The sequence below is a fragment of the Massilia sp. LXY-5 genome, from assembly GCF_059801075.1.
This window is the reverse complement of record NZ_JBNNEH010000005.1, coordinates 173,370-197,249: the sequence shown is the minus strand read 5'-3', so window position 1 is coordinate 197,249 and position 23,880 is coordinate 173,370. Positions and strand designations below refer to the sequence as shown.

26 protein-coding genes are annotated in these 23,880 nt (G+C 67.3%); 12 read left to right on the top strand and 14 right to left on the bottom strand.

Going from position 1 to position 23,880, the window contains the following annotated elements; translation table 11 throughout:
* Nucleotides 1–78 precede the first annotated feature (78 nt).
* The 5 genes from ACI48I_RS15945 to ACI48I_RS15925 form a co-directional block, all read right to left on the bottom strand.
* Nucleotides 79–1,362 (bottom strand): RNA polymerase sigma factor, encoded by a 1,284-nt coding sequence (locus ACI48I_RS15945; protein ID WP_498574747.1) that lies wholly within the window; start codon nt 1,360–1,362, stop codon nt 79–81.
* On the bottom strand, nt 1,362–1,772 hold the full coding sequence (locus tag ACI48I_RS15940; protein ID WP_498574746.1) for a VOC family protein: 411 nt from the start codon (nt 1,770–1,772) through the stop codon (nt 1,362–1,364). Before ACI48I_RS15940 ends, ACI48I_RS15945 begins: the two co-directional genes overlap by 1 nt.
* Nucleotides 1,773–1,797: 25 nt before the next feature.
* Entirely contained in the window at nt 1,798–2,337 is a 540-nt protein-coding gene (locus ACI48I_RS15935) for an SRPBCC family protein (protein ID WP_498574745.1), read from the bottom strand.
* Between the two features lie 10 nt (nt 2,338–2,347).
* Nucleotides 2,348–2,773, bottom strand: a complete 426-nt coding sequence (locus ACI48I_RS15930; protein WP_498574744.1) for a YciI family protein — start codon at nt 2,771–2,773, stop codon at nt 2,348–2,350.
* 113 nt (nt 2,774–2,886) lie between these two features.
* Nucleotides 2,887–3,243 carry a YciI family protein gene (locus tag ACI48I_RS15925; RefSeq protein ID WP_498574743.1) on the bottom strand — a complete coding sequence of 119 codons (357 nt, stop codon included), beginning with the start codon at nt 3,241–3,243 and terminating at the stop codon, nt 2,887–2,889.
* 219 nt (nt 3,244–3,462) lie between these two features.
* Between ACI48I_RS15925 and ACI48I_RS15920 the strand changes: the two genes are divergently transcribed.
* The 3 genes from ACI48I_RS15920 (at nt 3,463) to ACI48I_RS15910 (ending at nt 5,074) form a co-directional block, all read left to right on the top strand.
* A complete protein-coding gene (locus ACI48I_RS15920; RefSeq protein ID WP_498574742.1) occupies nt 3,463–3,840 on the top strand; it encodes a hypothetical protein in 378 nt (125 codons plus the stop codon).
* 127 nt (nt 3,841–3,967) lie between these two features.
* Complete coding sequence (locus tag ACI48I_RS15915; RefSeq protein ID WP_498574741.1) at nt 3,968–4,546, top strand: M23 family metallopeptidase; 579 nt, start codon at nt 3,968–3,970, stop codon at nt 4,544–4,546.
* Between the two features lie 27 nt (nt 4,547–4,573).
* Nucleotides 4,574–5,074, top strand: coding sequence for an ankyrin repeat domain-containing protein (locus ACI48I_RS15910; protein ID WP_498574740.1), 501 nt, complete (start codon nt 4,574–4,576; stop codon nt 5,072–5,074).
* Between the two features lie 9 nt (nt 5,075–5,083).
* Here ACI48I_RS15910 and ACI48I_RS15905 read toward each other — a convergent pair whose 3' ends face one another.
* Nucleotides 5,084–7,180: a putative bifunctional diguanylate cyclase/phosphodiesterase gene (locus ACI48I_RS15905; protein ID WP_498574739.1), complete on the bottom strand. Its 2,097-nt coding sequence runs from the start codon at nt 7,178–7,180 to the stop codon at nt 5,084–5,086.
* A 199-nt stretch (nt 7,181–7,379) separates the two neighbouring features.
* Nucleotides 7,380–8,504 (bottom strand): branched-chain amino acid ABC transporter substrate-binding protein, encoded by a 1,125-nt coding sequence (locus ACI48I_RS15900; RefSeq protein ID WP_498574738.1) that lies wholly within the window; start codon nt 8,502–8,504, stop codon nt 7,380–7,382.
* A 149-nt stretch (nt 8,505–8,653) separates the two neighbouring features.
* Between ACI48I_RS15900 and ACI48I_RS15895 the strand changes: the two genes are divergently transcribed.
* From ACI48I_RS15895 to ACI48I_RS15875, 5 genes are all read left to right on the top strand, one after another.
* Entirely contained in the window at nt 8,654–8,983 is a 330-nt protein-coding gene (locus tag ACI48I_RS15895; RefSeq protein WP_193685711.1) for a hypothetical protein, read from the top strand.
* A 393-nt stretch (nt 8,984–9,376) separates the two neighbouring features.
* Nucleotides 9,377–11,062, top strand: coding sequence for a 2-isopropylmalate synthase (leuA, locus tag ACI48I_RS15890; protein ID WP_498574737.1), 1,686 nt, complete (start codon nt 9,377–9,379; stop codon nt 11,060–11,062).
* An 84-nt stretch (nt 11,063–11,146) separates the two neighbouring features.
* On the top strand, nt 11,147–11,560 hold the full coding sequence (locus ACI48I_RS15885; protein ID WP_193685709.1) for a hypothetical protein: 414 nt from the start codon (nt 11,147–11,149) through the stop codon (nt 11,558–11,560).
* Between the two features lie 15 nt (nt 11,561–11,575).
* On the top strand, nt 11,576–12,202 hold the full coding sequence (locus ACI48I_RS15880; RefSeq protein WP_498574736.1) for a TetR/AcrR family transcriptional regulator: 627 nt from the start codon (nt 11,576–11,578) through the stop codon (nt 12,200–12,202).
* Complete coding sequence (locus ACI48I_RS15875) at nt 12,199–12,588, top strand: c-type cytochrome (RefSeq protein WP_193685707.1); 390 nt, start codon at nt 12,199–12,201, stop codon at nt 12,586–12,588. Before ACI48I_RS15880 ends, ACI48I_RS15875 begins: the two co-directional genes overlap by 4 nt.
* On the opposite strand, the gene ACI48I_RS15870 is transcribed toward ACI48I_RS15875, so the two are convergent.
* Nucleotides 12,585–13,061: a MarR family winged helix-turn-helix transcriptional regulator gene (locus ACI48I_RS15870; protein ID WP_193685706.1), complete on the bottom strand. Its 477-nt coding sequence runs from the start codon at nt 13,059–13,061 to the stop codon at nt 12,585–12,587. The genes ACI48I_RS15875 and ACI48I_RS15870 overlap by 4 nt on opposite strands.
* A 37-nt stretch (nt 13,062–13,098) precedes the next feature.
* Here ACI48I_RS15870 and ACI48I_RS15865 point away from each other — a divergent pair, with 37 nt between their 5' ends.
* Nucleotides 13,099–13,830: a siderophore-interacting protein gene (locus ACI48I_RS15865; protein WP_498575037.1), complete on the top strand. Its 732-nt coding sequence runs from the start codon at nt 13,099–13,101 to the stop codon at nt 13,828–13,830.
* Nucleotides 13,831–13,835: 5 nt separating this feature from the next.
* Here ACI48I_RS15865 and ACI48I_RS15860 read toward each other — a convergent pair whose 3' ends face one another.
* From ACI48I_RS15860 to ACI48I_RS15840, 5 genes are all read right to left on the bottom strand, one after another.
* Nucleotides 13,836–14,504, bottom strand: coding sequence for a glutathione S-transferase family protein (locus ACI48I_RS15860; protein WP_193685704.1), 669 nt, complete (start codon nt 14,502–14,504; stop codon nt 13,836–13,838).
* Between the two features lie 137 nt (nt 14,505–14,641).
* Nucleotides 14,642–16,210, bottom strand: coding sequence for a S8 family serine peptidase (locus ACI48I_RS15855; RefSeq protein ID WP_498574735.1), 1,569 nt, complete (start codon nt 16,208–16,210; stop codon nt 14,642–14,644).
* A 240-nt stretch (nt 16,211–16,450) separates the two neighbouring features.
* On the bottom strand, nt 16,451–18,448 hold the full coding sequence (locus ACI48I_RS15850) for a hypothetical protein (protein WP_498574734.1): 1,998 nt from the start codon (nt 18,446–18,448) through the stop codon (nt 16,451–16,453).
* A 131-nt stretch (nt 18,449–18,579) separates the two neighbouring features.
* On the bottom strand, nt 18,580–19,056 hold the full coding sequence (locus ACI48I_RS15845; protein ID WP_193685701.1) for an acyl-CoA thioesterase: 477 nt from the start codon (nt 19,054–19,056) through the stop codon (nt 18,580–18,582).
* Between the two features lie 90 nt (nt 19,057–19,146).
* The gene (locus ACI48I_RS15840) at nt 19,147–20,013 is read right to left on the bottom strand and encodes a MaoC/PaaZ C-terminal domain-containing protein (RefSeq protein ID WP_498574733.1); all 867 of its coding nucleotides are present in this window, start codon (nt 20,011–20,013) and stop codon (nt 19,147–19,149) included.
* 189 nt (nt 20,014–20,202) lie between these two features.
* Here ACI48I_RS15840 and ACI48I_RS15835 point away from each other — a divergent pair, with 189 nt between their 5' ends.
* From ACI48I_RS15835 to ACI48I_RS15825, 3 genes are all read left to right on the top strand, one after another.
* Nucleotides 20,203–21,255, top strand: coding sequence for a branched-chain amino acid aminotransferase (locus ACI48I_RS15835; protein ID WP_407943905.1), 1,053 nt, complete (start codon nt 20,203–20,205; stop codon nt 21,253–21,255).
* 186 nt (nt 21,256–21,441) lie between these two features.
* A complete protein-coding gene (locus ACI48I_RS15830; protein WP_498574732.1) occupies nt 21,442–22,035 on the top strand; it encodes an outer membrane beta-barrel protein in 594 nt (197 codons plus the stop codon).
* 72 nt (nt 22,036–22,107) lie between these two features.
* Complete coding sequence (locus ACI48I_RS15825) at nt 22,108–23,019, top strand: LysR substrate-binding domain-containing protein (protein WP_498574731.1); 912 nt, start codon at nt 22,108–22,110, stop codon at nt 23,017–23,019.
* Between the two features lie 57 nt (nt 23,020–23,076).
* Here ACI48I_RS15825 and ACI48I_RS15820 read toward each other — a convergent pair whose 3' ends face one another.
* A complete protein-coding gene (locus tag ACI48I_RS15820) occupies nt 23,077–23,778 on the bottom strand; it encodes a pirin family protein (RefSeq protein ID WP_193685696.1) in 702 nt (233 codons plus the stop codon).
* Nucleotides 23,779–23,880 lie beyond the last annotated feature (102 nt).

Below are 23,880 nucleotides of genomic sequence, written 5' to 3'. Positions count from 1 at the left end.
TGTAACGACGGGTTTGACGGGCGCCCACGCGGAAGGATGCGCAGACGAGACGCATATGTCCGCGTGGGCATGCCCACCCTACGTGCCGGCATTCGTCCGCGCCCGCTCCTCCAGCAGCGCCTTTTCCCGCGCATTCGTCGCCATCTGCGCGGCCCGCGTGAACTCGGCACTCGCCTCCGCACCTCGTCCCAGCTTCTCCAGCAAATCCCCGCGCACCGCCGGCAGCCACTGGTAGCGCGCCAGCCTGCCTTGCCCTGCCAGTTCGTCCACCAGCGCCAGCCCGGCCGCCGGCCCCTCGGCCATGCCGACCGCGACCGCCCGGTTCAGCTCGACCACCGGTGAGGGGTTGACGCGCGCCAGCTCACCGTACAGCGCGGCAATGCGCTTCCAGTCGGTCTCCGCCGCCGTGCGCGCCCGCGCGTGGCAGGCGGCGATCGCGGCTTGCAGCGTGTACGGGCCGGGCGGCCCCAGCAGCTCGGCGCGGGCCAGCGCGGCCAGGCCGCGCCGGATCAGGATGCCGTCCCAGCGCAGGCGGTCCTGTTCCAGCAGCAGCACCGGCCGGCCTTCGCGGTCGACCCGGGCGGCGGCGCGCGAGGCCTGCAGCTCCATCAGGGCGACCAGTCCCTGGGCCTCCGGTTCGCGCGGCGCAAGTTCGGCCAGCATGCGCCCCAGGCGCAGGGCTTCGTCCTGCAGCGCGGGGCGCATCCAGTCGCTGCCGCTGGTGGCGGTGTAGCCTTCGTTGAAGACCAGGTAGACCACCTCCAGCACCGATGCGAGCCGTTCGGCCAGCTCGGCCGGCGGCGGCAATTCGAAGGGAACGCGCGCCTGGCCGAGGCTGCGCTTGGCACGCACGATCCGCTGGGCAATCGTCGGTTCGGGCACCAGGAAGGCGCGCGCGATCTCGTGGGTGGAGAGGCCGCCCAGCAGCTTGAGCGTCAGCGCGACCCGCGCTTCGGTCGACAGCACCGGATGGCAGGCGGTGAACATCAGCCGCAGCAGGTCGTCGTGGACAAGGCCGTTGTCAGCTGCGTCCCGCGCAGCGTCGAGATCGTCGACAAAATCCGGCACAATATGGGCCTCCATCGCTTCCAGGTCGTGGCCGATCTGGGCGCATTTTTCCCGGTAAGACTTGTCGCGCCGCAGGTGGTCGAGCGCGGCGTTCTTCGCCGTGCGCATCAGCCAGGCGCCCGGATTGTCCGGAATGCCTGCCTCCGGCCAGTGCTCGAGCGCGGCCACCAGCGCGTCGCCGGCCAGCTCTTCGGCCAGGCCGATGTCGCGCACCAGGCGCGCCACGCCGGCGACGATCTTTGCCGACTCGATGCGCCAGACGGCGGCGATCGCCGCGTCGACGGCTCCTCTCATCAAGGTCGCGGCGGCAAGGCGTTCATGTCCATCCACGACAGTTCCCATACGTGCCCGTCCAGGTCCTCGAAGCCGTGGCCGTACATGAAGCCATGGTCCTGCTTCGGGTTGGGCACGCGCCCGCCGGCTGCGACGGCTTTCGCGACCAGTGCGTCGACCTCCTCCCTGCTCTCGCAGGACAGGCAGGTCAGCACCTCGGTGCTCACCCTGGCGTCGGCGATCGGCTTGCTGGTGAAACCCTGGAAGAAGCGCTCGACCAGCAGCATCGCGTAGATGTTCTCGCCGATGATCATGCAGGCCCCGTCGTCGTTGCTGAACTGGGGATTGAAATCGAAACCGAGGCTGGAGAAGAAGGCGCGGCTGCGCGCCAGGTCCTTGACCGGCAGGTTGACGAAGATTTGCTTGTGCATACCGTGTCCTTTCCGTTTCGCGGCATCAGGCCGCTTTGATGGCGCCGGCCGCCTCGGCCAGGGCCTTGAGGTCCGCCAGTCCGCTTTCGAGCTCGCGCCCGACCATGTTGTCGGTATCGAACAGCAGGCCCATGAATTTGGCGATGAGGGGGCTGCGTCCATGCATGGCCCAGCTGACGTCGGTTCCCGCCGCGCCGGGCACCAGCAGGAATTCGATGGTGTTTTCGCAGCGGACCGGGGCGGCCATCGTCAGGCGCATCGTGATCTTGCCGGGCCGGGAGTCGATCACTTCCAGCCTGCCGCGGCCGGCCGCGCCGGAACCGGCGAAGTCGCAGGTGGCGCCCGTCCCGCCGGCGGGACCGCTGAAATCCAGCGCCAGCGGCTTGTCCTTCGCAAACGGATTCCAGGTCATGAAGCGGCGCATGTCGCCGACCAGCGGTTCGACCTGCGCAACGGGCGCTTCGATGTGGATGCGCCGCTCGACGCGAAAGGCGTCGGGCCTGCGGCTGGCGGCCAGCAGGGCAATCGCCAGCACGGCGGCGGCGAGCAGGAATAAAGTCAACATCGGTGTTCCTTCAGGCTTGCGGCGGAGGCTGGCCGTTTTCGAGTTCGCGGAACCGCTCCAGGGTTCCGGTCTGCGGGAAGTCGTCGAGCTCGAACACCCGGCGCACCTCGATCTCGGCGTCCAGCCCCTCGCCGCGCGGGTTCGGGAAGCGGCGCGCCCACGCCAAAGCTTCCTCGGGCGTGCGCACGCTGATCATGGAATAGCCCGCGATCATTTCCTTCGATTCCGTGAACGGGCCGTCGATCACGCTGCGCTCCTTGCCCCGGTAGCGGATGCGCCAGCCGCGGCTGCTCGGATGCAGGCCGTTGGCGTCGAGCAGGACGCCGGCGCGGGCCAGTTCGCCGTGGAAGTCGGCCATGGCGCCCAGCAGTTCTTCGCCGGGCATGACGCCGGCTTCGGACTCGGGGGTGGCCTTGACGATGATCATGTAACGCATGCTGTTCTCCTGTCGGTGTGATGGCCGGCGCACGGCCCCTGCCGCGCTGTATCCGTTTCCATTGACACGACGAACGGGCGCACCGCGAATCGACACGCCGTGCGAAAAAAATCTCAGCTTTCGTAACAGGGCGCCAGCGCCCGCACTTCGACCGTCGCCCATTCGGCAGCCGGGCAGCGCGCCGCCAGCGCCACGGCTTCGGCATGGGTGGCCACGTCGACCAGGTAAAAGCCGCCGATCATTTCCTTGGCCTCGGCAAAGGGGCCGTCGACGGCGCTGGCCTTGCCGCCTTCCACACGCACCCGGGTGGCGCGACTCAGGGGCGCCAGCGACTGCGCGCCCAGCAGGACGCCCTCCTCGCGCAGCGCGTCGCCGAAGCGCAGCATGCGCTCATAGACTGCGCGCCCTTCGGCCTCGGTGCGCGTGGCGCGCTGGCCGACGGCCTCGTGTATCAGCAACATGTACGACATCGACTGTCCCCTCGAGGAATGTAGACACAAGAGCAAGCAGTATGCAACGGGTCGGTGGTCGAGTAAAGCCTGGACCAATGCTTGAGCTGATTGCCGACGGAATAGTACGGATGAGACCGCGTGCGACTGCTCCTACAAGGCTCTCTCCCATGCGCCTATTGTCCGTCCTCAGGCTGGCGTTACCATCGGGGAACCGATCACCCACAGTAGGAGGCAGCAATGGCAGAGAACAAAGGCAGGGGCACGAAAGGCCGCAACTACGACGAACTGACGGGCGTGGGTACGAGCAGTGCGGGCATCACCGGCACCACCGGCAACCTGAATACCGGCACCCGCGACGGCGGCATCGGCATGCCTTCGGCCGGCGACAGCGGCAACCGTGCGGGCAACCGCCAGTCGGCCGACCTGGACGACGGCGACACCACGCCTGCCCTCGGCAGGGGCGCCCGCTCGAACGCCAGCCAGCAACGACAGGGCAGCCAGGGCAACAAGGGGAGCCAAGGCGGCGGCAGCCAGCAGAGCGGACAGAAAGGCCAGAGCGCCCAAGGCGGCCTCGGCCACAGCCTGGACCAGGACGTGATGGGCAAGGAGCAATAAGCCGCGACCATATCCCATCTCACGGCGCCCGTTTGCGGCGCCATCGACATCGGCGAACGCCCCGCTCCCGGCCCGGCGTTCGCGTCGTCGCGCCCGCCATCTTGCCAAACCGCGCCGAGGAGACCCGATGCGAAACCTGTTGCGCAGCGCCCTGCTCCTTTTTCTTCTGCTGGGCGGCTTCGCGCTGCTCGGCCCCTGGCTGAAGAACATGCTGTATGCGATGCGGCTGGCCGCGATGGCGCCGCCGGCCGCTTTGCCGGTGCCGGTGCGCGGCATTGCGCCGCGCGGCCTGCGCGATACCTGGCATGGGGCTCGCAGCGAGGGGCGCAAGCATGAGGGGATCGACATCTTCGCCAGGCGCGGCACGGCGGTGACGTCCAGCACCGAAGGCGTCGTGCTGCGCGTGGGCACCAACCGGCTGGGCGGGCAAGTCGTCTGGGTACTGGGGCCGGGCGGGCAGCGGCATTATTATGCGCACCTGGACCGCTATGCGGACATCGAGAACGGGCAGCGGGTGCGGGCCGGGACCGTTCTCGGGTATGTGGGGACCACGGGGAATGCGGCGGGGACGCCGCCGCATTTGCATTATGGGATTTATGGGGCGGCGGGGGCGATCAATCCGTATCCGATGCTGACGGCTGTCGGGGGCGGTATGCCCACGCATGAGCACGAACGCGTGGGCGGTGCCCACCCTACGTTACGCTGAGAGCAACACGAGATCGAAAGGAGCCAGATGGACGAAGAAACCCTTGAATTCGCCAGGCGCGTTTTTCAGTTCGCGCGAACTGGCCAAACAGAAGAACTAGGTGCGCTGCTCGGCCAGGGCCTGCCGCCGAACCTGCGCAACGAGCGGGGCGACAGCCTGTTGATGCTGGCCTGCTACCACGGCCACCTGGAAACGGCGCGCGTCCTGCTCGAACATGGCGCCGACCCGGAACTGCTGAACGATGCCGGCCAGACCCCGCTCGCCGGGGCCGCCTTCAAGGGCGACGCCGCCGTGGTCGCGCTGCTGCTCGAACGCGGCGCGCAGGTCGATGCCGCCGGTCCGAACGGCAAGACGGCCCTGATGATCGCGGCCATGTTCAACCGGGTCGAGATGATGCGCATGCTGATCGAACGCGGCGCCGACCCGCATCTGTCCGATGCGGCCGGCATCCCGATCCGCGAGGCGGCGGCCAGAATGGGCGCCGTCGAGGCGGTCGACTTCCTCAACAGGATCCTCGACCGCGGCTGAAGCCGCGCCTCAGTCCCGGCCCTGCAGGAATTCCGTCGCCGCCCGGGCCGACATCGGCCGGCTGAACAAAAAGCCCTGGAACAGGTCGCAATCGCAGTCGGTCAGGGTCCGGTGCTGCTCCGCCGTCTCCACGCCCTCGGCCACCACGTGCATGTCGAGCTTGTGGGCCAGGGCCATGATGCCAGCGCAGAGGTCGGCGTCCTTCGGGTCGACCGCGCAGTTCTGCACGAAGGAGCGGTCCAGCTTCAGGTAGTTCACCGGCAGCTGTCGCAGGTAGGACATCGAGGAAAAGCCGGTCCCGAAATCGTCGATCGAGAGCGCCACGCCGCCGCCGCGCAGGCGATGCAGGATGGCGATCGCAAGATCGGGGTCGGACATCATCATCGATTCGGTCAGTTCCATTTCCAGGCATCCGGCTTCGATGCGGTGCTCGCGCATCAGGTCGAACACGTAGTCCGGCAGCGCGGCGCTGGTCAGCTGGCTGGTCGAGAGGTTGACCGCGATCGGAATCGTCCCGAGGCCGGCGTCGCGCCAGGCTGCGATCTGGCGGCAGGCCTGCTCGATCACCCAGCGCCCCAGGTGCAACAGCAAACCCAGCTGCTCGGCCAGCGGAATGAAGTTATCCGGCGCGACCATGCCGACGCCCGGGCGGTTCCAGCGGATCAGCGCTTCGAAGCCGGCGATGCTGCCGTCGCGCCGCATCTTCGGCTGGTAGAACAGCGCGAACTCGGTGCTGCCGACGGCCGCCCGCAGGTCGCGCTCGAGTTCGACGCGCCGTGCGACAGTGGAACCCAGCTCGGGCGAATAGAAGCGGTACTGGTCGCGTCCGTTGTCCTTGGCCGAGTACATGGCCGCCTCGGCGCGCCCGAGCAGCTCCGCCGCGCCGTATTTGCCGTCGCTCGAAATGGCGATGCCGGCGCTGAAGGTAAGGTGGAGCGGCTGGCGCAGCACCGCATAGGGTTGCGCCAGGAAGGCACGGACCTGGTCGAGCTGGCGCGCCACCTCCTCGCTGGTGGCGGCGCGCGGCAGGGTGAAGGCGAATTCGTCGCCCGACAGGCGCGCCAGGCTGCCCAGCGCGACATTGCACTGCTGGATGCGCTGGCCGACCAGCTGGATCAGCTGGTCGCCGATGCCCTGTCCGAAGGTATTGTTGATGTACTTGAACCCGTCGAGGTCGATGATGACGACGGCCAGCCGGGCGCCGTGCAGCGCCGCCATCACCAGCTGTTCCTCGAGCGCCGACTCGAACATGACGCGATTGGCCAGCCCGGTCAGCGAATCGGTGATGCGTTCCTGCTCCAGCCGCGTGCGCAGGCCGCGCAGTTCGGTGATCTCGCTCGAAAAGCCGATCAGGCAGACCGGCTGGCCCGGCAGCCGCAGCGCCACCTTGCGCGACCTGAAATGGTGCTTGCAGCCGTCCGCGCCGATGATGGTTTCCTCGCGCATCTCGCCGCCCTCGCCGGCGAACACCTCGGCGTCGTATTCGGCGACGCGCGCGGCGATCTCGGGCGGCATCAGCTCGCGGTCGGTGCGGCCGATCAGGTCGCTCAACTCGCGCCCATACAGGGCCAGCACCGGGCCGTTGGCGTACAGGTAGCGCCCCTGCTGGTCCTTCAGGTAGATCGCCGCGTCGACATTCGCGAGGATGGTGTTCAGGAGTTCGTTGCGCTGGACGAGTTCTTCGATGGCGCGGCGCTGCTCGGTGATGTCGGTCGAGATGCCGCACAGGCCGGTCACGCGGCGCTGCGCATCGAACAGCGGCACCTTGACGGTGCGGAAGATGCGGCAGTCGCCGTTCTTGAGGCAGACCACTTCGTCGGTGTCGACCTTCTCGCTGCCCAGGGCCTGGCGGTCGGTCGCGGCGATGCCCGAGGCCGCGACGTCGACGAAGCCCTCGTCGGTGCGGCCGACGATGCTGGCCGGATCGGAGCCGAACACCGCGGCGAGCGCCTGGTTGACGAACAGGTAGCGGCCGTCGAGGTCCTTCACGTAGAACAGGACGTCGAGATTGTCGACCAGCGTCCACAGGCTTTGCAGCTGGTCGGGGCCGACAGCCTGCGCGCCGGCCGCCGCATCGGCAGCCTCAGCCTGCTTCGGTATCTTCATCCTGCCTGTCCTCCCTGGCGTGTACGGCGTCGTGCTGCGGGACCGGTGCGCGCGCCCTGTACGGCGGGCATGCGCAGTCGCCAGTGTAGCGCCCTTGCCCCGACTTTCGGCACATCCGTGGGCGTCGGAGCCAAAAAGCTGCAAAGCCGCCACAGCGGAAAGATTGCCATCGCTCACGGCCTGGCTGGCCGGGGCAATGTTACTTGGTCACGGCCAGCACCGTACGGCGTCCGCCCTTGAAGGTGTAAAGGGTGATGGTGCCGTCGCGGATATCGCCGCGCGCGTCGAAGGCGATCGGGCCGGTGACGCCCTTGTGCTGGATTTTCGCCAGCACCGGCAGGTAGCTGGCCGGCGCGGTCGAGCCGGCCTTCGTCATGGCCTCGGCCATCGTCATCACGGCGTCGTAGGCGTAGGGCGCATTGATCTGGACGTCGATGCCGAAACGCTTTTTGTAGTCGGCACGGAATTTGTCCAGGCCTGCGCGCCCGGCGGCATCGACCCCGCCCGCTTCGGCGCAGAAGACCTGGTTATCAAGCATGGCGCCGCCGGACAGCTTGTGGATCTCGTCCGAGCAGATGCCGTCGCCGCCCATCATCTTGACGTTCAGGCCGAGCTGCTTCATCTGGCGCAACATCGGGCCGGCCACGGCGCTCATGCCGCCGAAGAAGACCAGGTCCGGCTTGCTGGCGCGGATCTTGGTGAGGATGGCGTTGAAATCGGTTGCCTTGTCGTGCGTGAATTCGCGCGCCACCACCTGGGCGCCCTGCTGCTGCAGGCCTTTGGCGAATTCGACGGCCAGGCCCTGGCCGTAGGCAGTGCGGTCGTCGATCACGGCCACGCGTTTTGCGCCCATGTTCCTGACCGCATAGTGGCCCAGCGCCTGGCCGAGCTGGATGTCGTTGGCGACGACGCGGAAGGCGGTATTGAAACCCTGCTGGGTGTATTTCGGGCTGGTGCTCGAGGGAGAAATCTGCGGGATGCCGGCCTGGTGGTAGATCTTGGAAGCCGGGATCGTGGTGCCCGAGGTTTCATGGCCGACCACGCCGTTGACGCGGGCATCGACCAGTTTCTGGGCGACGCTGGTCGCCTGCTTCGGGTCGCCGCCGTCGTCCTCGGCGACCAGCTCGAAGCGCACCTTCTTGCCGCCGACGCTGACGCCGCGCGCGTTCAGGGCCTCGATCGCCATGCGGGCGCCGTTCTCGGTGTCCTTGCCAAAATACGCAACCGGGCCGGTCACGGCGGCCGAGTGGCCGATCTTGACGACTTCCTGGGCGTTGGCCAGGCCGGCGGCCAGCAGCGCGGCCGTGATCAGGGTCTTCTTCATGCATTCCTCTTGACGATGTGGACGCGGCCGGAGCGGGCGGCGCCGAAAGAAGCGATGATATCAAGGATGAGCATGCCAGGTGCGATCCGCGCGCCGGCGCCTGCCCCGCTTGCGGCATACTGAGGCGAACCACCCACCAGGGAGTGCGCATGACCAGCGAGCACCTGCGCTTTCGCACCTTGCTCTACCGCTTCATCTTTTTCGACTGGCTGTTCCAGGACGTCGGCGGCGCGCGCACGCCGATCGAGCGCCATGCCGCGACCCAGCACAACCGGCGCATGAGCAAATACCTGCCGGTCTACCTGCGCCGCTGGTCCTTCCTCACCGTCCTCGATTTCGCGCTCGGCTGCCTGGTCGAACGCGCGCTGCAGGCCACCCTGCTGTCGGCCTGGTTCTTCACCTGGACCTGCATTACGGCCACCGGCACCGTCGTCATTACCGTCGCCTGGATCTTCCTGACCCAGCCGCAGCAGCCTTGAGGCATGCGGCCATTTTGCGCTGCACAAATTTATGCTTGACAGGGCGCCGGCATCCCGCTTAGAGTCAAGTCAATGACTACCCAACTGCATCTGTCGAACCTTCTACCGCTGACCGGCCTGCTAGCGCCGGCGCTGCTACTACGCGCCTGATTCTCACGCGTTCCGGCCCCCGCCGGTGTTCAAAGTAGTTACAGGAAGGTTGCAACGATGTACGTTTCTCCGCACTCCATCAGTTTTGTCCTCACGCTGCCACTCGGCGCACGGGCCTCGCTTCGTCTACTGCTAAAACTACCGATCGGTTGCCGGGCCTAGCGTTCTCGTGGCCCGTCCGGCAGCCCTTCGCCACTCCCGCGCCGAACCCGGCACCCTTCGTTTTTAGCAGGAGTACTGAACATGTTGACCAACCCATCTTCGAAATACCGTCCTTTCCCCGCCGTCGCGATCGCCGACCGCCAATGGCCGGGTAACACCATCACCCGTCCGCCGATCTGGATGAGCACCGACCTGCGCGACGGTAACCAGGCCCTGATCGAGCCGATGAGCCCAGAAAAGAAGCTCCGTTTCTTCGAGATGCTGGTCAAAATCGGCGTCAAGGAAATCGAAGTCGGTTTCCCCTCCGCCTCGCAGACCGACTTCGATTTCGTGCGCATGCTGGTCGAGGAAAACCGCATCCCGGACGACGTCACCATCATCGTCCTGACCCAGGCCCGTGACGAACTCATTCGCCGCACCGTGGAATCGGCGGCCGGCGCCAGGCGCGCCGTCGTCCACGTCTACAACTCGGTCGCCCCCGTGTTCCGCCGTGTCGTGTTCGGCATGACCCAGGACGAGATCGTCCAGATCGCCGTCAACGGCACCCGCCTGATCAAGGAACTCGTGGCGCAGCACCCGCAGACGCAGTGGGGCCTGGAATATTCGCCGGAATCCTTCTCCACCACGGAGCTGGAATTCTCGAAGCGCATCGTCGACGCCGTCAGCGCCGAATGGCAGCCGACCCCGGACAATCGGATGATCGTCAACCTGCCCTCGACCGTGGAAGCGAGCACGCCGAATGTGTATGCCGACCAGATCGAATGGATGTGCCGCCACCTCGAACGCCGCGAAGCGCTGGTCATCAGCGTGCATCCGCACAACGACCGCGGCACCGCCGTGGCGGCGGCCGAACTGGCGGTGCTGGCCGGCGCCGACCGTGTCGAAGGCTGCCTGTTCGGGAATGGCGAACGCACCGGCAACGTCGACCTGGTGACCCTGGCCCTGAACCTCTACACCCAGGGCGTCCATCCGGGCCTCGATTTTTCGGACATCGACAGCGTGCGCCAGCTGGTCGAGGAGTGCAACCAGCTCCCGGTGCACCCGCGCCATCCGTATGCGGGCGACCTGGTGTTCACGGCCTTCTCCGGCTCGCACCAGGACGCGATCAAGAAGGGCTTTGCGGTGCAGCCGAAGGACGCGGTCTGGGAAGTGCCCTACCTGCCGATCGACCCGGCCGACCTCGGACGCAGCTACGACGCCGTGATCCGCGTGAACAGCCAGTCCGGCAAGGGCGGCATAGCCTATTTGCTCGAGCAGGAATATGGCCTCGCCCTGCCGCGCCGCCTCCAGATCGAGTTCTCGCGCGTGGTGCAGCGCCTGGCTGACAGCAGCGGGCGCGAAATCGCCGCAAGCGACATCCACGCCCTGTTCGTGCGCGAATACCTCGAACAGGAAGCGCCTTACCGCTACATCTCGCACCGCATGAGCGAGAACACGGCCGCCGGCGAGCAGGTGCAGGTCGAAGTGACGGCGGGCCATGAGCAGGTGCAGCGGGCACTGCGCGGCGCCGGCAACGGTCCGATCGACGCCTTCGTGAATGCGCTCGGCCTCGACGTGCGCCTGATGGACTACCACGAGCACGCGATCGGCTCGGGCGCGAATGCGCGCGCGGCCTGCTATGTCGAACTGAGGGTGGGCAACGGCCCGACCCTGTTCGGCGCCGGCATCGACAGCAATATCGTCACGGCCTCGTTCAAGGCGGTGCTGTCGGCCGTGAACCGCCACATGGGAAGCGCGGCGGAGGGTGCGCCGGCCCTGGCGGCCTGACACGGCCGGGCGCGGCTGGCGCGCTTGCCTTTATAATCGGCGCTGCCGCGCCCGCACCTTGCGGCGCTTTTTCCGGAACCGTTCATGAAAAAAAGCCTGACCCTGCTGTTGTTCGTATCGAGTGCCGCGCTGGCGGACGACGACGCCGTCCTGAAGTGCCGCGCCCTGCCGGAGGCGGCGAGCCGGCTCGCCTGCTACGACGCGATGCCGCTTGGTGCCGCGCCGGCCGCCGGTTTCGGCAGCGAGACCATCAAGAAAAAGCCGGACGAACTGCCGGCCGCAATGGAGAGCACGGTCGCCGGCGAGTTCGAAGGCTGGGGCCCGAACTCGCGCATCAAGCTGGCGAACGGCCAGGTCTGGCGCATCGTCGACGACAGCTCGGCCGTGCTGCCGCGGCGCAGCGGCACGAAGGTGCGCATCGCGCGCAACATGTTCGGCACCATGTTCCTGAGCGTCGAAGGCACGAACCAGTCGGCCAAGGTGCGCCGGGTCGACTGAGCGGCGCCGGACGCCATGAAACGCACGCCTGAAAAGCGGCAGGCGATCCTGGATGCCGCTGCCGAGGAGTTTCGCGACAAGGGCTACGAGCGCGCATCGATGTCCGACATCGGCCTGCGCACCGGCTTTTCGAAGACCACGCTGTACGGCTATTTCGGCGCCAAGGAGGCCCTGCTCGCCGCCCTCGTCGACGAGGCGACCGAAAACGGGGTCGCGGCGATGCTCGAGGTGCTGGCCGGCGCCGGCCCGGACCTGGCCGTCACGCTCGAACGCTTTGCCGGACGCTACCTGTCGTATGCGCTGTCGCCATCGGTCTGCAGCCTGCGGCGCGTGCTCGCCGCCGGCGCCGGCCGCTCCGAACTGGACCTGCGCTGCCGCGACCTCGGTGCGGCGCGCATCGACGCCGCGCTGGCGGGCTACCTGCGCGCGCAGATGGAAGCCGGCGCCCTGCGCGGCGGCGATGCGCGCGGCAGCGCCCAGCAATTCAGGGCGCTGCTCGAGGCGTCCTGGTTCGACCGGGTGCTCTTCGATTACGGCAGCGGACCGGGCCCCGGCCAGGTCGAAGAGGAAATCGAATTCGCCCTGGCGGCCTTCCTGCGCGCCTGGGCCCCTGCCCTGCCGGTCGCCACCGACGCCTCATGAACAGACTGTCCCTGCTCCTCGTCGCCTGCTTTCCGCTTGCCGCCGGCGCCGCCGACCTGGCCAAGGGCCAGCGCCTGTTCGCCTCGCGCTGCGCATCCTGCCACGCGGTAGGTCCGTCGGCACGCGCCGGCTTCGGCCCGCAGCTGAACGGCGTCATGGGCCGGCGCGCCGGCAGCACGCCCGACTTCCGCTATTCGCCGGCGATGCTGAAGTCAAGCATCGTCTGGAACGACAAGACGCTCGCCGCCTTCCTCGATTCGCCGGGCGACCTCGTCCCCGGCACCAAAATGCGTTTCTGGGGCATGAGCGATCCGCAGCAGGTCGGCGACCTGCTGGGCTACCTGCGCAGCATCCCGGCCGCGCCGCCGGTTCCCCCGCAGCGCTAGTTCCCGTCCTGCGCGTCGAGGTTGGCGCGCACGCGCTCGAGCAGCGCCAGCAAGGCGGCCCGCTCGGCTTCCGGCACTCCCTTAAAGGCCTCCTCGGCCGCCGCGGCGCCCTGGCGGTGCCAACCCGCGTGGATCGCTTCGCCGCTGCCGCTCAGGCGCAGGCGCGTGCTGCGGCGATCCTGTTCGTCGGCCTGCGCATCGAGCAGTCCACGCTCGCGCAGGGCGCGGATCAGGCGGGTCAGCTGGGCCTTGTCGCGCCCCGAATGCGCCACCAGGTCGCTCAGCGTCGCCCCCGGCCGGCGCGCAAAAAAGCCCAGCACCTTGCCTTCCATATGGGTCAGTTCCGGCACGCCGGCGCCTGCCGCGCGCATCTGGCGCGCGCGGTAGAGATGCATGATCGAATGGATGGCCTCGAACACGGCCTGACCCGAGGCAGGGGAATTTTGGTTGACTTTATCAACGTGTTTTTTCATAATGGGAGACATTATCAACTAAATTGAGGGTCCGATGATGGAACAGGATAATCGCAGGAGCGTCCAGCGCGTGCGCCACGAACTTCACCGGCGCGAGGTCGTGGTCACGCGGGTCGAGCCGCTCGGCGCCCACTTTGTCGCGATCACCTTTCGCGCCGATTCGCTGGCCGGTTTCGTCTCGCTGTCCTTCGACGACCACGTCAAGTTCATGTTCGAGGGAGCGGACGGCGAACAGGTGCGGCGCGACTATACGCCGCGCCGCTTCGACGCACAAGCGCGCGAGCTGACGATCGAATTCGCGCTGCACGGCGAGGGGGCCGCCTCGAACTGGGCACGCTGTGCGCGGCCGGGCGACGCCGCCGTCATCGGCGGGCCGCGCGGCTCGATGATCATCCCGCCCGATGTCGACTGGCACCTGCTGGCCGGCGATGCCAGCGCGCTGCCGGCGATGCGCCGGCGTCTGGAGGAACTGCCGGCCGCTGCGCGCGTGATCGTCGTGGCCGCCGCCGGCGAAGCAGACCGGATCCCGTTCGCGGGCGCGTCCCTCTCCGAGGTGCACTGGGTAGAGGACGCGGCTGCGCTGGCCGGCGCCGTGCGCGCGCTCGCGCTGCCGCCCGGCGCAGGCTTTGCCTGGGCAGGCGGCGAAGCGGCAGCCATGCGTGCCCTGCGCGAAGTGCTGGCCGCCGAAAAGGCCTTGCCGAAGGAGGCGATGCGGGTCTCGGCTTACTGGAAGCGTGGCGTGACCGACCACCACGAGGATCTCGATTAAGCGTGCTAGGGCAAGGTCAAGGGCGCCGGCACGGTACTCACGCCCTGCTCGCCCGCCGCGGCGGCCTCCGCTTCCTGCGCCCTCCTGAACGCGGGGCGTTCCTTCAGGCTTTCAAGATAACGCGCGACCGCCGGCGGGAACTCGCCGGCCAGCCCCAGGTACTCCGCGAGCAGCAAGGCATAGCCGACCGAGATGTCGGCCATGGTGAAGCGGCCGGCGCAGATGGCGGAGCGGCCATCGAGCACCGGTTCCAGGGTGCGCAGCCGGCCCAGGAACCAGCGCTTGTAGTCGTGTGCGACCTGGGGCGACTGGCGTTCGGGCGGTTCGAAGCGCTCGTAGCGCAGGATCAGCGTCTGCGGAAAGGTCAGCGTGGCTTCGCCGAAGTGCAGCCAGTTCAGGTAGGCACCGAAGTCCGGATCGGACACCGCGACATCGAGCCTGCCATCGCCATAGCGGGCGCCCAGGTACTGGCAGATTGCCGACGATTCCGTCATCCGCAGCTCGCCGTCGAACATGGCGGGCACCGTGCCGAGCGGATTCACGGCGAGGAAACTGCGCTCGTGCGCGCGCGGCGGAAACGGCAGCATCTTGAGTTCGTACGGGAGCCCCAGTTCTTCCAGCGCCCAGAGCGGCCGGAACGAGCGCGCCGCGATGCAGTGGTACAGGGTGATCATCGGGTACGCCTCCTGGTGTCTTGAACTCGAGAGCGTGTTTATAGCATGCGGATTCGAGCACGGAACAGCCCGACGCGAGGGCCAACGAAAAAAGGACGCCGATATGGCGTCCTCTCCCTTACAGCCTGCGGCAGCGATTACTTGCCGCAGCCTGCCGACTTGATGCGGTCATACGCCGCCTTCGCCTGCACCAGCCCGTAGCCGTACTTGACGTCGCGCCCGACCGCGCCCAGGTCCAGCGCGCTGTTGTCGAGCGAGGTGCGGATCTGCGCCGCGGTACAGGTCGGGAAGTAGCTCCACACCAGGGCGGCGACGGCCGAGACGTGCGGGGTCGCCATCGAGGTACCGTCGTAATAGGCGTAGTTGCTGGCCTTGACGGCGACGGTGGCGCTCTGGCCCAGCTTCGCCCTCATGGCCGCGCCATCGGTATCGGTCGCGGTCACGGACGGGATGCTGGTGACGGTGGTGCCCAGTGTGCCGCCAAAGGCGCCGGCTACATTGTTGTAGACGACGGCGCCGACGCCGCCGCTGTTCTGGCAGTTCGAGACCTTGGTTGCGAAGTCGACCGTGCCGCGGGCGATCAGGCAGACCTTGCCCGAGACAGCAGTGTTGATGGCATCGCCGATGCCGAAGTCGGCCAGCGGCGCGGTTGCCGTTTTCAGGGGCGAGCCTTCCATCGCACCGGCGGCATAGTTCGTGCCGCCGACGGCCAGGGCGGCGTCGATGCCGGCGCCGGTCGGCACGGTCGACAGCACGCTGACGCCGGGGCCGGACAGCTCGACCTTGCTGTTGTACTGCGAGAAGCTCGCCCACTGCTTGTTCTCGTCGAGCGCGCCGACCATCACGACGCTGGCGTAACCGGCAGGATAGGAGACGACGCGGTTGCCGTCGTTGCCCGCCGCCGCCACGCTCAACACGTTCTTTGTCGTGTACAAGGTATTGAAGGCGTTCTCTTCGGTCCTGCTCTTCGCCCCGCCGCCGAGCGACATCGAAATGACGTTGGCGCCGGCCGCACCGCATTTGTTGGCGGCGCTGGCCAGGGTCGACGAATAGGCCCAGCCGTCGGCGCCGAACACCTTCACGATATGCAGTTTCAGCTGCTTGTTCGGGTTCACGCCGACGACGCCGACGCCGCTGTTGTTGATTGCGGCGATGGTTCCGGCCACGTGGGTGCCATGGTGGTTTTCGTCGGTGTACCACCAGCCGGTGCCGCTGTCGTATTCGCCGGTGAAGTTATTGCCGGACAGGTCTTCGTGGTCGCGGTTGACGCCGGAGTCGATGATGCAGACCTTGCGGTTGCTGGCAAGCGAGTCGCTCAGCTGGTCGGCCTGGACCAGCTTGATGCCGTAGGGGACCAACTGGCCGCTGGTGTAGGGCGTGCCGGTCGAAGGCGTGGTCAGGGCGAAGGGCTTGCGGATCACGTCTTCTTCGATGTATTCCACGTTCGGGTTGTTTTCCAGGCCTTTCAGGGCGACGATCGGCACTTCGATGGCCATTGCGTTCATGCCGAAGATCTCGTGCTTGACGGCGCCTTTCGCTGCGCTGACGGCCGATTTGACATGGGCGGATGCGCCGGGCTTGAAGGCCACGATGACGCGCGTGGTGTCGGGTGCGGCGGCCTGCGCGCTGCCGAATACGCCGGCGGCCAGGAGTGCGGCCAGGCAAATGCTGAAGGGTGTCGTTGCGCGGGTGTCGTTGCTTGCCATGAGTCTTCTCCGTGTGAATACTTATGATGTCGCCCGCGACGCGGCTGCGGGATTGCGGTTGTCTCCGCTCACATGCGAATGGATGTGATCGACTCAGTGTATTGGCAAAAGACGGGCTCGGCAACGACTCCTTCATTGTGTGAACGAAAACAGACTCGGCAGGAATCGGATGTTTTTTGGAGGCAAGATGCGCTGCCTGATGCGGGCGCTTGCGCGCCTCCGTTTCCTGCCGGGCGAGACTTAGTCAGCGATACGCAGACTGCCGCGGTCGACCAGGGTTCCGTCCGCCGCATCGACAGGTGCCCGCGCCGCGGCCAGCGACGCCATCGACGCAGTGCCTGGCCCGTTGTCATAGTCGACAAGCTCGGCCCTGGTTGCCGCATCGGTATGGCTGATACGTACCCGCAGGCGGTCCGCAATTCCGCGCTGCGCGTCTCCCGGGCTGGCCTCGATGCTGAAACGATAGCCCGGGCGTCCGTCGAGGCGCCCGGTGCCGGCCAGCCGCACCGATTGCCCGTTCCGCTCGGGCTTGCCGACGGCGTCGGCACGGAAGTGGAAAGAACCAGTCAGCGTGACGACCGCAGCTGCGGCAGCACGCGTACCGGCGGCAGGATTGGCGTCCAGCGGCGCCCACACGGCGAACCGCAGCGGCGCCTTGCCGGAGCGCGCCCCAGCCCGCGCCGCCGGCGCCAGCACGCCCTCTCCGGCCAGCGTTGCCACCGACCGGTCGATGACGAACAGCCTGCGCTGCACCTGCGTGGCATTCCCGGCGCGGTCCGTCACCGTGATCTTGACCGTGGCAAAGCCGGGGCGGCAAAAGGTGTGGCGCAGGCTGACGTCGCCCACCCCGCGCCGCTCGCGCAGGCTGGGGGCGGCCTGCGGGCAGCCGTCGTCGACGCTGGCCGAGGCCAGGTGCGACTCGCCCACGGCGCTGTCGGTGAAGCTGAGCGTGAGGTCGACCGTGTCGCCCGACCTCACCCCGACGTCTTCCGCGACGCCGGCGATGGGGCCGAGCACCGGTGCGGCCGTCCCTTCCCGTCCCGGGCGCAGCAGGACCAGCCCGGCGTTCGAATCGGCGAGGATGCTGCCGCTGCCGTTGATCGCCCGTGCCGAATACAGCACCAGCCCGGCGGGCGCACGGTAGAGCCGGGTGTTCAGGTCGACTGGCGTGGACACATCGTTCCAGTAGACCGCGCGCCGGCTGAGCGCATCCATGGGCGTGTCCTGGACGTAGCCGACCATCTCGCGGCGGTTGTTCAGGGCCTCGGCCCTGCCGTAGGGTGCGCCGGCCAGCGGCAAGGGACGCAGGCCGCCCCGCATCGACCAGATGAAGGGCCTGTGATTCACCCCGGGGACGTCGTCCTCGACCTGGTTGTTGCCCGCAACGTCGCCGTTGTCGTTGAGCGCGGTGACATCGCGGTTGCCCGCGTCCGGGCCGATCTGCACGATACCGGTCTGGCGGCTCCACAGGAAACCGACGCCGCCGAACTCCCGGTAGGCGGTGCCCAGCACCTGGCCGCTTGCGTTCACGTGCGAGGCGGCCGATGAAGATCCGCCGAGGGCCCCCAGGTCCGTGGCCCTGCCCGCCGCGTCCCATACGGTAGCGCGCAGGAAGCGCCTCTCGTCATCGGCGGCGCCGGCCGTGACGCCGCTTTCGTTGATGGCCCAGGCGGCCGAGAAGGTTGCCGGCGGCGGTCCGAGGGCAGTCATGCTGCCGTCGACATTCCAGCGGCTGGCGCGCATCATGAGGGCCGAACCGGGCATCTCCACCGTGCCCGCCACCTGGTTGCAGTCGTTGATGGCAAACGCGTCCGCCGAGCTAGAACCCGGCAACAGGCGCATGCCTCCCGCAAGGCTCCAGGAAAAGGCCTCGCTGCGAGCGAATGGATTCTGCGCCGTTCCAACGACGACGCCGCGATTGTTCAGGCCCCTCAGGTAGGCGAAGGAGCGTCCCAGGGAACCGAGGGCATGCAGGCGGCTGCCGTCGAAGAACCAGTTGAGCCACTCGTCGCCGGTCGAGACCACGAAGGCAGCCTGGCCACGCTCGTTCAGCATCGCCTTCGATGCGTCCGGACCGAGGTTGACGACGCTGTACCCGGCCGGGCGCGCGGATATTGCCGCCTGCGCCGCTTCGGCTGGCGTTCCGGTGGGAGCCGCAGTGGCGCACAGGGCCGTGACGGCGGGTACGAACACGCCGGCCCAGCGCAGGCGGGCTTTGTTGCTGAGCATGAATGTCATGGGGAGCCTCGGTCAGGGAGTTGGGGAACCACAGCGTCAACTGTAGATTCCGCGCCGGACTCCGCCCTGAGCCCGCTCTAACCCAGCAGGGGAACTAAATTGCAAACGCGCGGACCGCGCGCGCGACCCCTTCAGCCCTTCCTGCCGTGCAGCGCCTGGCGCGAGCGCTTCCGCTCTTCCGCCTTGTCGAAGCGGCGTTTCTGCTCCTCGGTCTCGGGCTCCAGCGGCGGCACCGCCTGCGGCTTGCGCTGCGCGTCCACGGCCACCATCGTGAAATAGCAGCTGTTGGCATGGCGCTGGGTGCGCTGCTGGATGTTTTCGGTGACGACGCGGATGCCGATTTCCATCGAACTCCTGCCCGTGTAGTTGACCGAAGCGAGGAAGGTCACCAGTTCGCCGACGTGGATCGGCTGCAGGAACATCACCTGGTCGACCGAGAGCGTCACGACGTACGAGCCGGAATAGCGGCTGGCGCAGGCATAGGCGACGCTGTCGAGGAATTTCAGGATGGTGCCGCCGTGCACGTTGCCGGAAAAATTGGCCATGTCGGGGGTCATCAGGACCGTCATCGTCAGCTCGTGGATGGGTCTGCCTTGGTGGTCGTTCATGTCGTTCTCGCTTGGCAATGGATAAAGGCGCGCTTGTGCGCTGCACCATTGTACGGCGGTTTTCCCGTCGTTACTTTCAATCCTGCAATTTCAGCCGTGGGTATACGCGCCCTCGGCTGCGCGCACACCGCCGCAGAACAGCAGGTAGCGGCCGGGCTCGCTGCCCGCCGTCAGCTCGGCCGTCGAGCCGAGCGGGACCGGCGCCGTGAAGCGCACCGAGATGCGCGCCACGCGCCGCCCGGCCGACTTCTCCAGCGCCGCGCAGGTTTTGGCGAGCGACTGCATGCCGTGGATGATCGGCGCCGGCAGCCCCATCAGCCGGGCGCTCCAGCGCGTCAGGTGGATCGGATTCCAGTCGCCCGACAGGCGTGCATAGGCACGGCCGCTGGCTGGCCCCACGCTCCAGCTGTCGATCGTCGCACCCGGCTGCACGGCCGGCTTCGCGGCCCGCTTTACCGCCGATTCTGCGCGGCCACCCTGCCCGCGCACGGCAAGGTATTTGCTGGTGCTGGTGAAGACCGGCTCGCCGTGTGCGGAGCCGACGGTTTCGAGCGTGCAGTAGACGGCGCCCGACTGCGTCGGCGGCAGGATGTCGATCCGGGTCGCGATCCGGATCGGAACCCCGGGCGCCACGTCGGCGTGCGCCACCAGTTCGTTCTCGACGTGGACGATGCCCGCCAGCCGGTAGGGAAAGGCATCCGACAGCAGGGTCGCCATGTGGGCGCGCTGTACCGGCAGGTACCAGTACGTGAGCGGGATGGCGCCGGGAGCGAAGCCGAGCGCCCTGGCATAGCGCGCGACGTGATCGAGGTCGAGGCGGGGAAGGACGAATTCCGAGGTCAACGGACCGGGAGCGCCAGCCGCCGGCCGGGGACGTTTCGACAACACCCGCAGCACAAGGCCGGGTCCCATGGACGGCAGGGCCGGCGCGGTGCCGGCGTCGATCGATCGAAGCACGTTTTCTCCCTCAATTGACGGTCAAAGCGCAATGTTTACCCGGCCGGGATCAACTCGGCGCTGCCAAAATGCTGTGATTGGTCGATAATACAGCCTGACGACGCACTACCGCACTGTCGCGCATTTTTGTTTCTCGGAGACTGTATGAACAAACTTGGTCCATCGACCCTGTCGATCCAGCAAAGCCTGATGCCCCTTCCCACCCCCGAGCGCACCGCGCTGCTCGAGAACCCGGGCTTCGGCCGCGCGTTCAGCGACCACATGGTCACGATCCGCTATACCGAGGGCCGCGGCTGGCACGACGGCAAGGTCGAGGCGCGCGGCCTGCTGCCCCTCGATCCGTCGACGATGGTGCTGCACTATGCGCAGGAAATCTTCGAAGGCCTGAAGGCCTATCCGCAGCCGGACGGCGGCGCCGCCCTGTTCCGCCCGGACGCCAACGCGCGCCGCTTCCGCAACTCCGCCACCCGCCTGGCGATGGCGCCGCTGCCGGAAGAACTGTTCCTGGAAGCCGTGCACGCGATCGTCAGCACCGACCGCGACTGGATCCCGAAACTGGAAGGCGCCGCGCTTTACCTGCGTCCGTTCATGATCGCCACCGAAGTCGCGCTGGGCGTGCGTCCGGCCGCCGAATACCTGTTCTGCGTGTTCGCTTCGCCGGCCGGTAACTACTTCAAGGGCGGCGCCGCCGGCGTGACCCTGTGGGTTTCCGAGCACTACATCCGCGCCGCGCCCGGCGGCACCGGCGACGCCAAGTGCGGCGGCAATTATGCCGCCAGCCTGGCGGCCCAGGCCGAAGCCACGCGCGAAGGCTGCGACCAGGTCGTGTTCCTCGACGCCGTCGAGCGCAAATGGGTCGAAGAACTGGGCGGCATGAACATCTTCTTCGTGTTCGAAGACGGCTCGATCCAGACCCCGCCGCTGACCGGCACCATCCTGCCGGGCATCACCCGCGATTCGCTGATCGTGCTGGCGCGCGACATGGGCCTGACGGTGCGCGAAGAGCCGTATTCGATCGACCAGTGGAAAGCGGACGCCGCCAGCGGCCGCCTGACCGAGGCCTTCGCCTGCGGCACGGCCGCCGTCGTCACCCCGATCGGCAAGGTCAAGGGCAAGGGCTTCGAAGCGGCCATCGGCAACGGCGAAGCAGGTCCCGTCACCACGCGTCTCAAGACTGCGCTGCTCGACATCCAGAACGGCCGCGCCGAAGACAAGCACGGCTGGATCCAGCGCGTGTTCTGATCGTTTCGATCGCGCCGGTGAGGGAAGCGGCAGGCCGCTTCCCTCGCCCGGCAATACCGTCAATGTTCCATTGAGACAACAACCAGTCAGCGATTGATTGCATCTAGACAATTGTCTCTTTATCATGTCGATCCACGGACCACGCATGCCTGCGTCGTGCCGAACGATAAAATCAACGATAACGACATGAAAAAAATTGCACTTGCATTTGCCCTCGCTTCGCTCGGCGCGGCCCAGGCCCAGACCTTCGTTCCGGTCGAGGACCTCGCCGCCAGGCCGCTGCGCTTCGTGTTCGGCGCCGGCCTGACCCTTGGCGGCGACAAGATCGCGACCGCCTTCTACGAAGACGACAGCGAACTGAACATCAAGGCCGGCGACTCGATCGCCCTGCAGTTGGGCATCGACTACCGCTTCAACCCCCGGTTCTCGATGCAGGGCACGATCGGCTACCACGTCGACCAGCTGAACGCGCGCAATGGCCACATGCGCTTCGACCGCATCCCGCTCGAGCTGCTGGGCTTCTATCATGTGGGCGAGAAAGTGCGCGTCGGCGGCGGCCTGCGTTACGTCACCAAGGTCGCGTTCAGCAGCGGCGGCGCGTCCGACGTCGGCGATTACGACTTCACCGACAGCACCGGTGCGGTGGCGGAAATCGAATACGCCTACTCGCCGCGCGTCGGCTTCAGGCTGCGCTACGCGAACGACAAGTTCAAGGAAAAAATCAGCCGCATCCCGGTCAAGGGCGACCACGTCGGCCTGTTCGTGAACGTCTATTTCTGAGGCCGCCTCGGGACGCACAACCGAAAACCACGAGCGATCGTGGTTTTTCATTTTTGAGGGACCTGGAACCGCATGCTCAAACTCAGCCTCGACGCACTGCTCACCGTCGACACCATCGCCCGCCGCGGCTCCTTTGCCGCCGCCGCCAAGGAGCTGTTCCGGGTGCCGTCCACGATTTCCTACACCGTCTCCAGGCTCGAGGAAGACCTCGGCGTGCAGCTGTTCGAGCGCTTCGGCCCGCGCGTCGAACTGACCGCCGCCGGCGCCGAGCTGCTCAAGGAAGGCCGCTACCTGCTGAAAGCCGCCGGCGACCTGGAACGGCGCGTGCGGCGCGTGGCCTCCGGCTGGGAGACCGAGTTCACGATCGCGATCGATTCGATGCTCTCGCCTTGCGCGCTGATGGACGACATCACGGCCTTCTACGGCATCGCCGACCAGACCCGCCTGCGCCTGATGAAGGAAGCACTCTCAGGCACCTGGGAAGCCCTGCTCGAGCGCCGCGCCGACCTGCTGGTGGGTGCGGCCGGCATGGGTCCGCCGGGCGGCGGCTACACGGCCGAGCCGATCGCCACGATCGCCTTCGTGTTCGTGGTCGCACCCGGACATCCGCTGGCCGGCGTCGACCATCCGCTCTCGAAAAGCGATCTCGCGGCCCATCGCGCGGTCTCGGTGTCCGATTCGGCGCGCCAGCTGCAGGCCCGCACCGTCGGCCTGCTGTTCGGCCAGGACACGCTGGCGGCGCCCGACATGCAGACCAAATACGACTTCCAGCGCGCGGGCCTCGGCTTCGGCTTCCTGCCCGCCGCCTGGGTGCGCGAGGACATTGCGCAGGGGCGTTTCGTTGTCAAGGAAGTCGAGGAACCGAAGCCGGACGAGACCCTGTATCTCGCCTGGCGCACCGGAGAGGAAGGCGCGGCGCTGCGCTGGTGGCGCGAGCGCCTGCGGACCTCGGGCAGCGCGGCGCGGCTGATCGAGCCGCGTTGACGCCTTGTAGGGTGGGCATGCCCACCCTACGGACATCGTGCCGCAGGTGTCCATCGCTTACAGCGGCAGGTCGAACAGCAGCACTTCGGCGTCGACCGCGCCGTCGAGCGTCACCTTCTCCTCGGCGTCGATGCGCACCGCGTCGCCAGCTTTCAATGCCACGCCATTCACGTTGAGCGCACCGCGCGCCACGTGGACATAGGCGATCCGGCCCTGCCGCAGCGGGAACGAGAGGTCGTCGCTGCCGTCCAGGATCGCCGCGTAGAGGAAGGCATCCTGGCGCAGCGAGACCGATCCTTCGCGGCCGTCAGGCGAGGCCACCAGACGCAGGCGGCCGGTTTTCGAGGCGACGTCGAAATGCTTCTCTTCGTAGCCGCCCGGCTTGCCGACTTCGTTCGGCTGGATCCAGATCTGCAGGAAGTGCACCGGTTCCGTCTTCGAATGATTGAACTCGCTGTGCACCACGCCGTCGCCGGCACTCATGCGCTGGACGTCGCCATAGCGCAGAACCGAGCCGTTGCCCATGCTGTCCTTGTGTTCCAGCGCGCCGTCGAGCACGTAGGAGATGATTTCCATGTCGCGGTGGCCGTGCGCGTCGAAACCGCGGCCGGCGGAGACACGGTCCTCGTTGATCACGCGCAGCGGGCCGACGCCCATGTGGGCCGGGTCGTGGTAGTGGCCGAACGAGAAGGTGTGCTTCGAATCGAGCCAGCCGAAATTGGCGACGCCGCGTTCTTCGCTTTTACGTACTTTCAACATGATGCGCTCCTTTTGTTATCGGCCGTTCGAACGATTCGAATCTCGCTGCCTCCCCGGGCTCTCCCGGTTCAACGCTGGCCGTGTTGTGCATGGATTGAATTA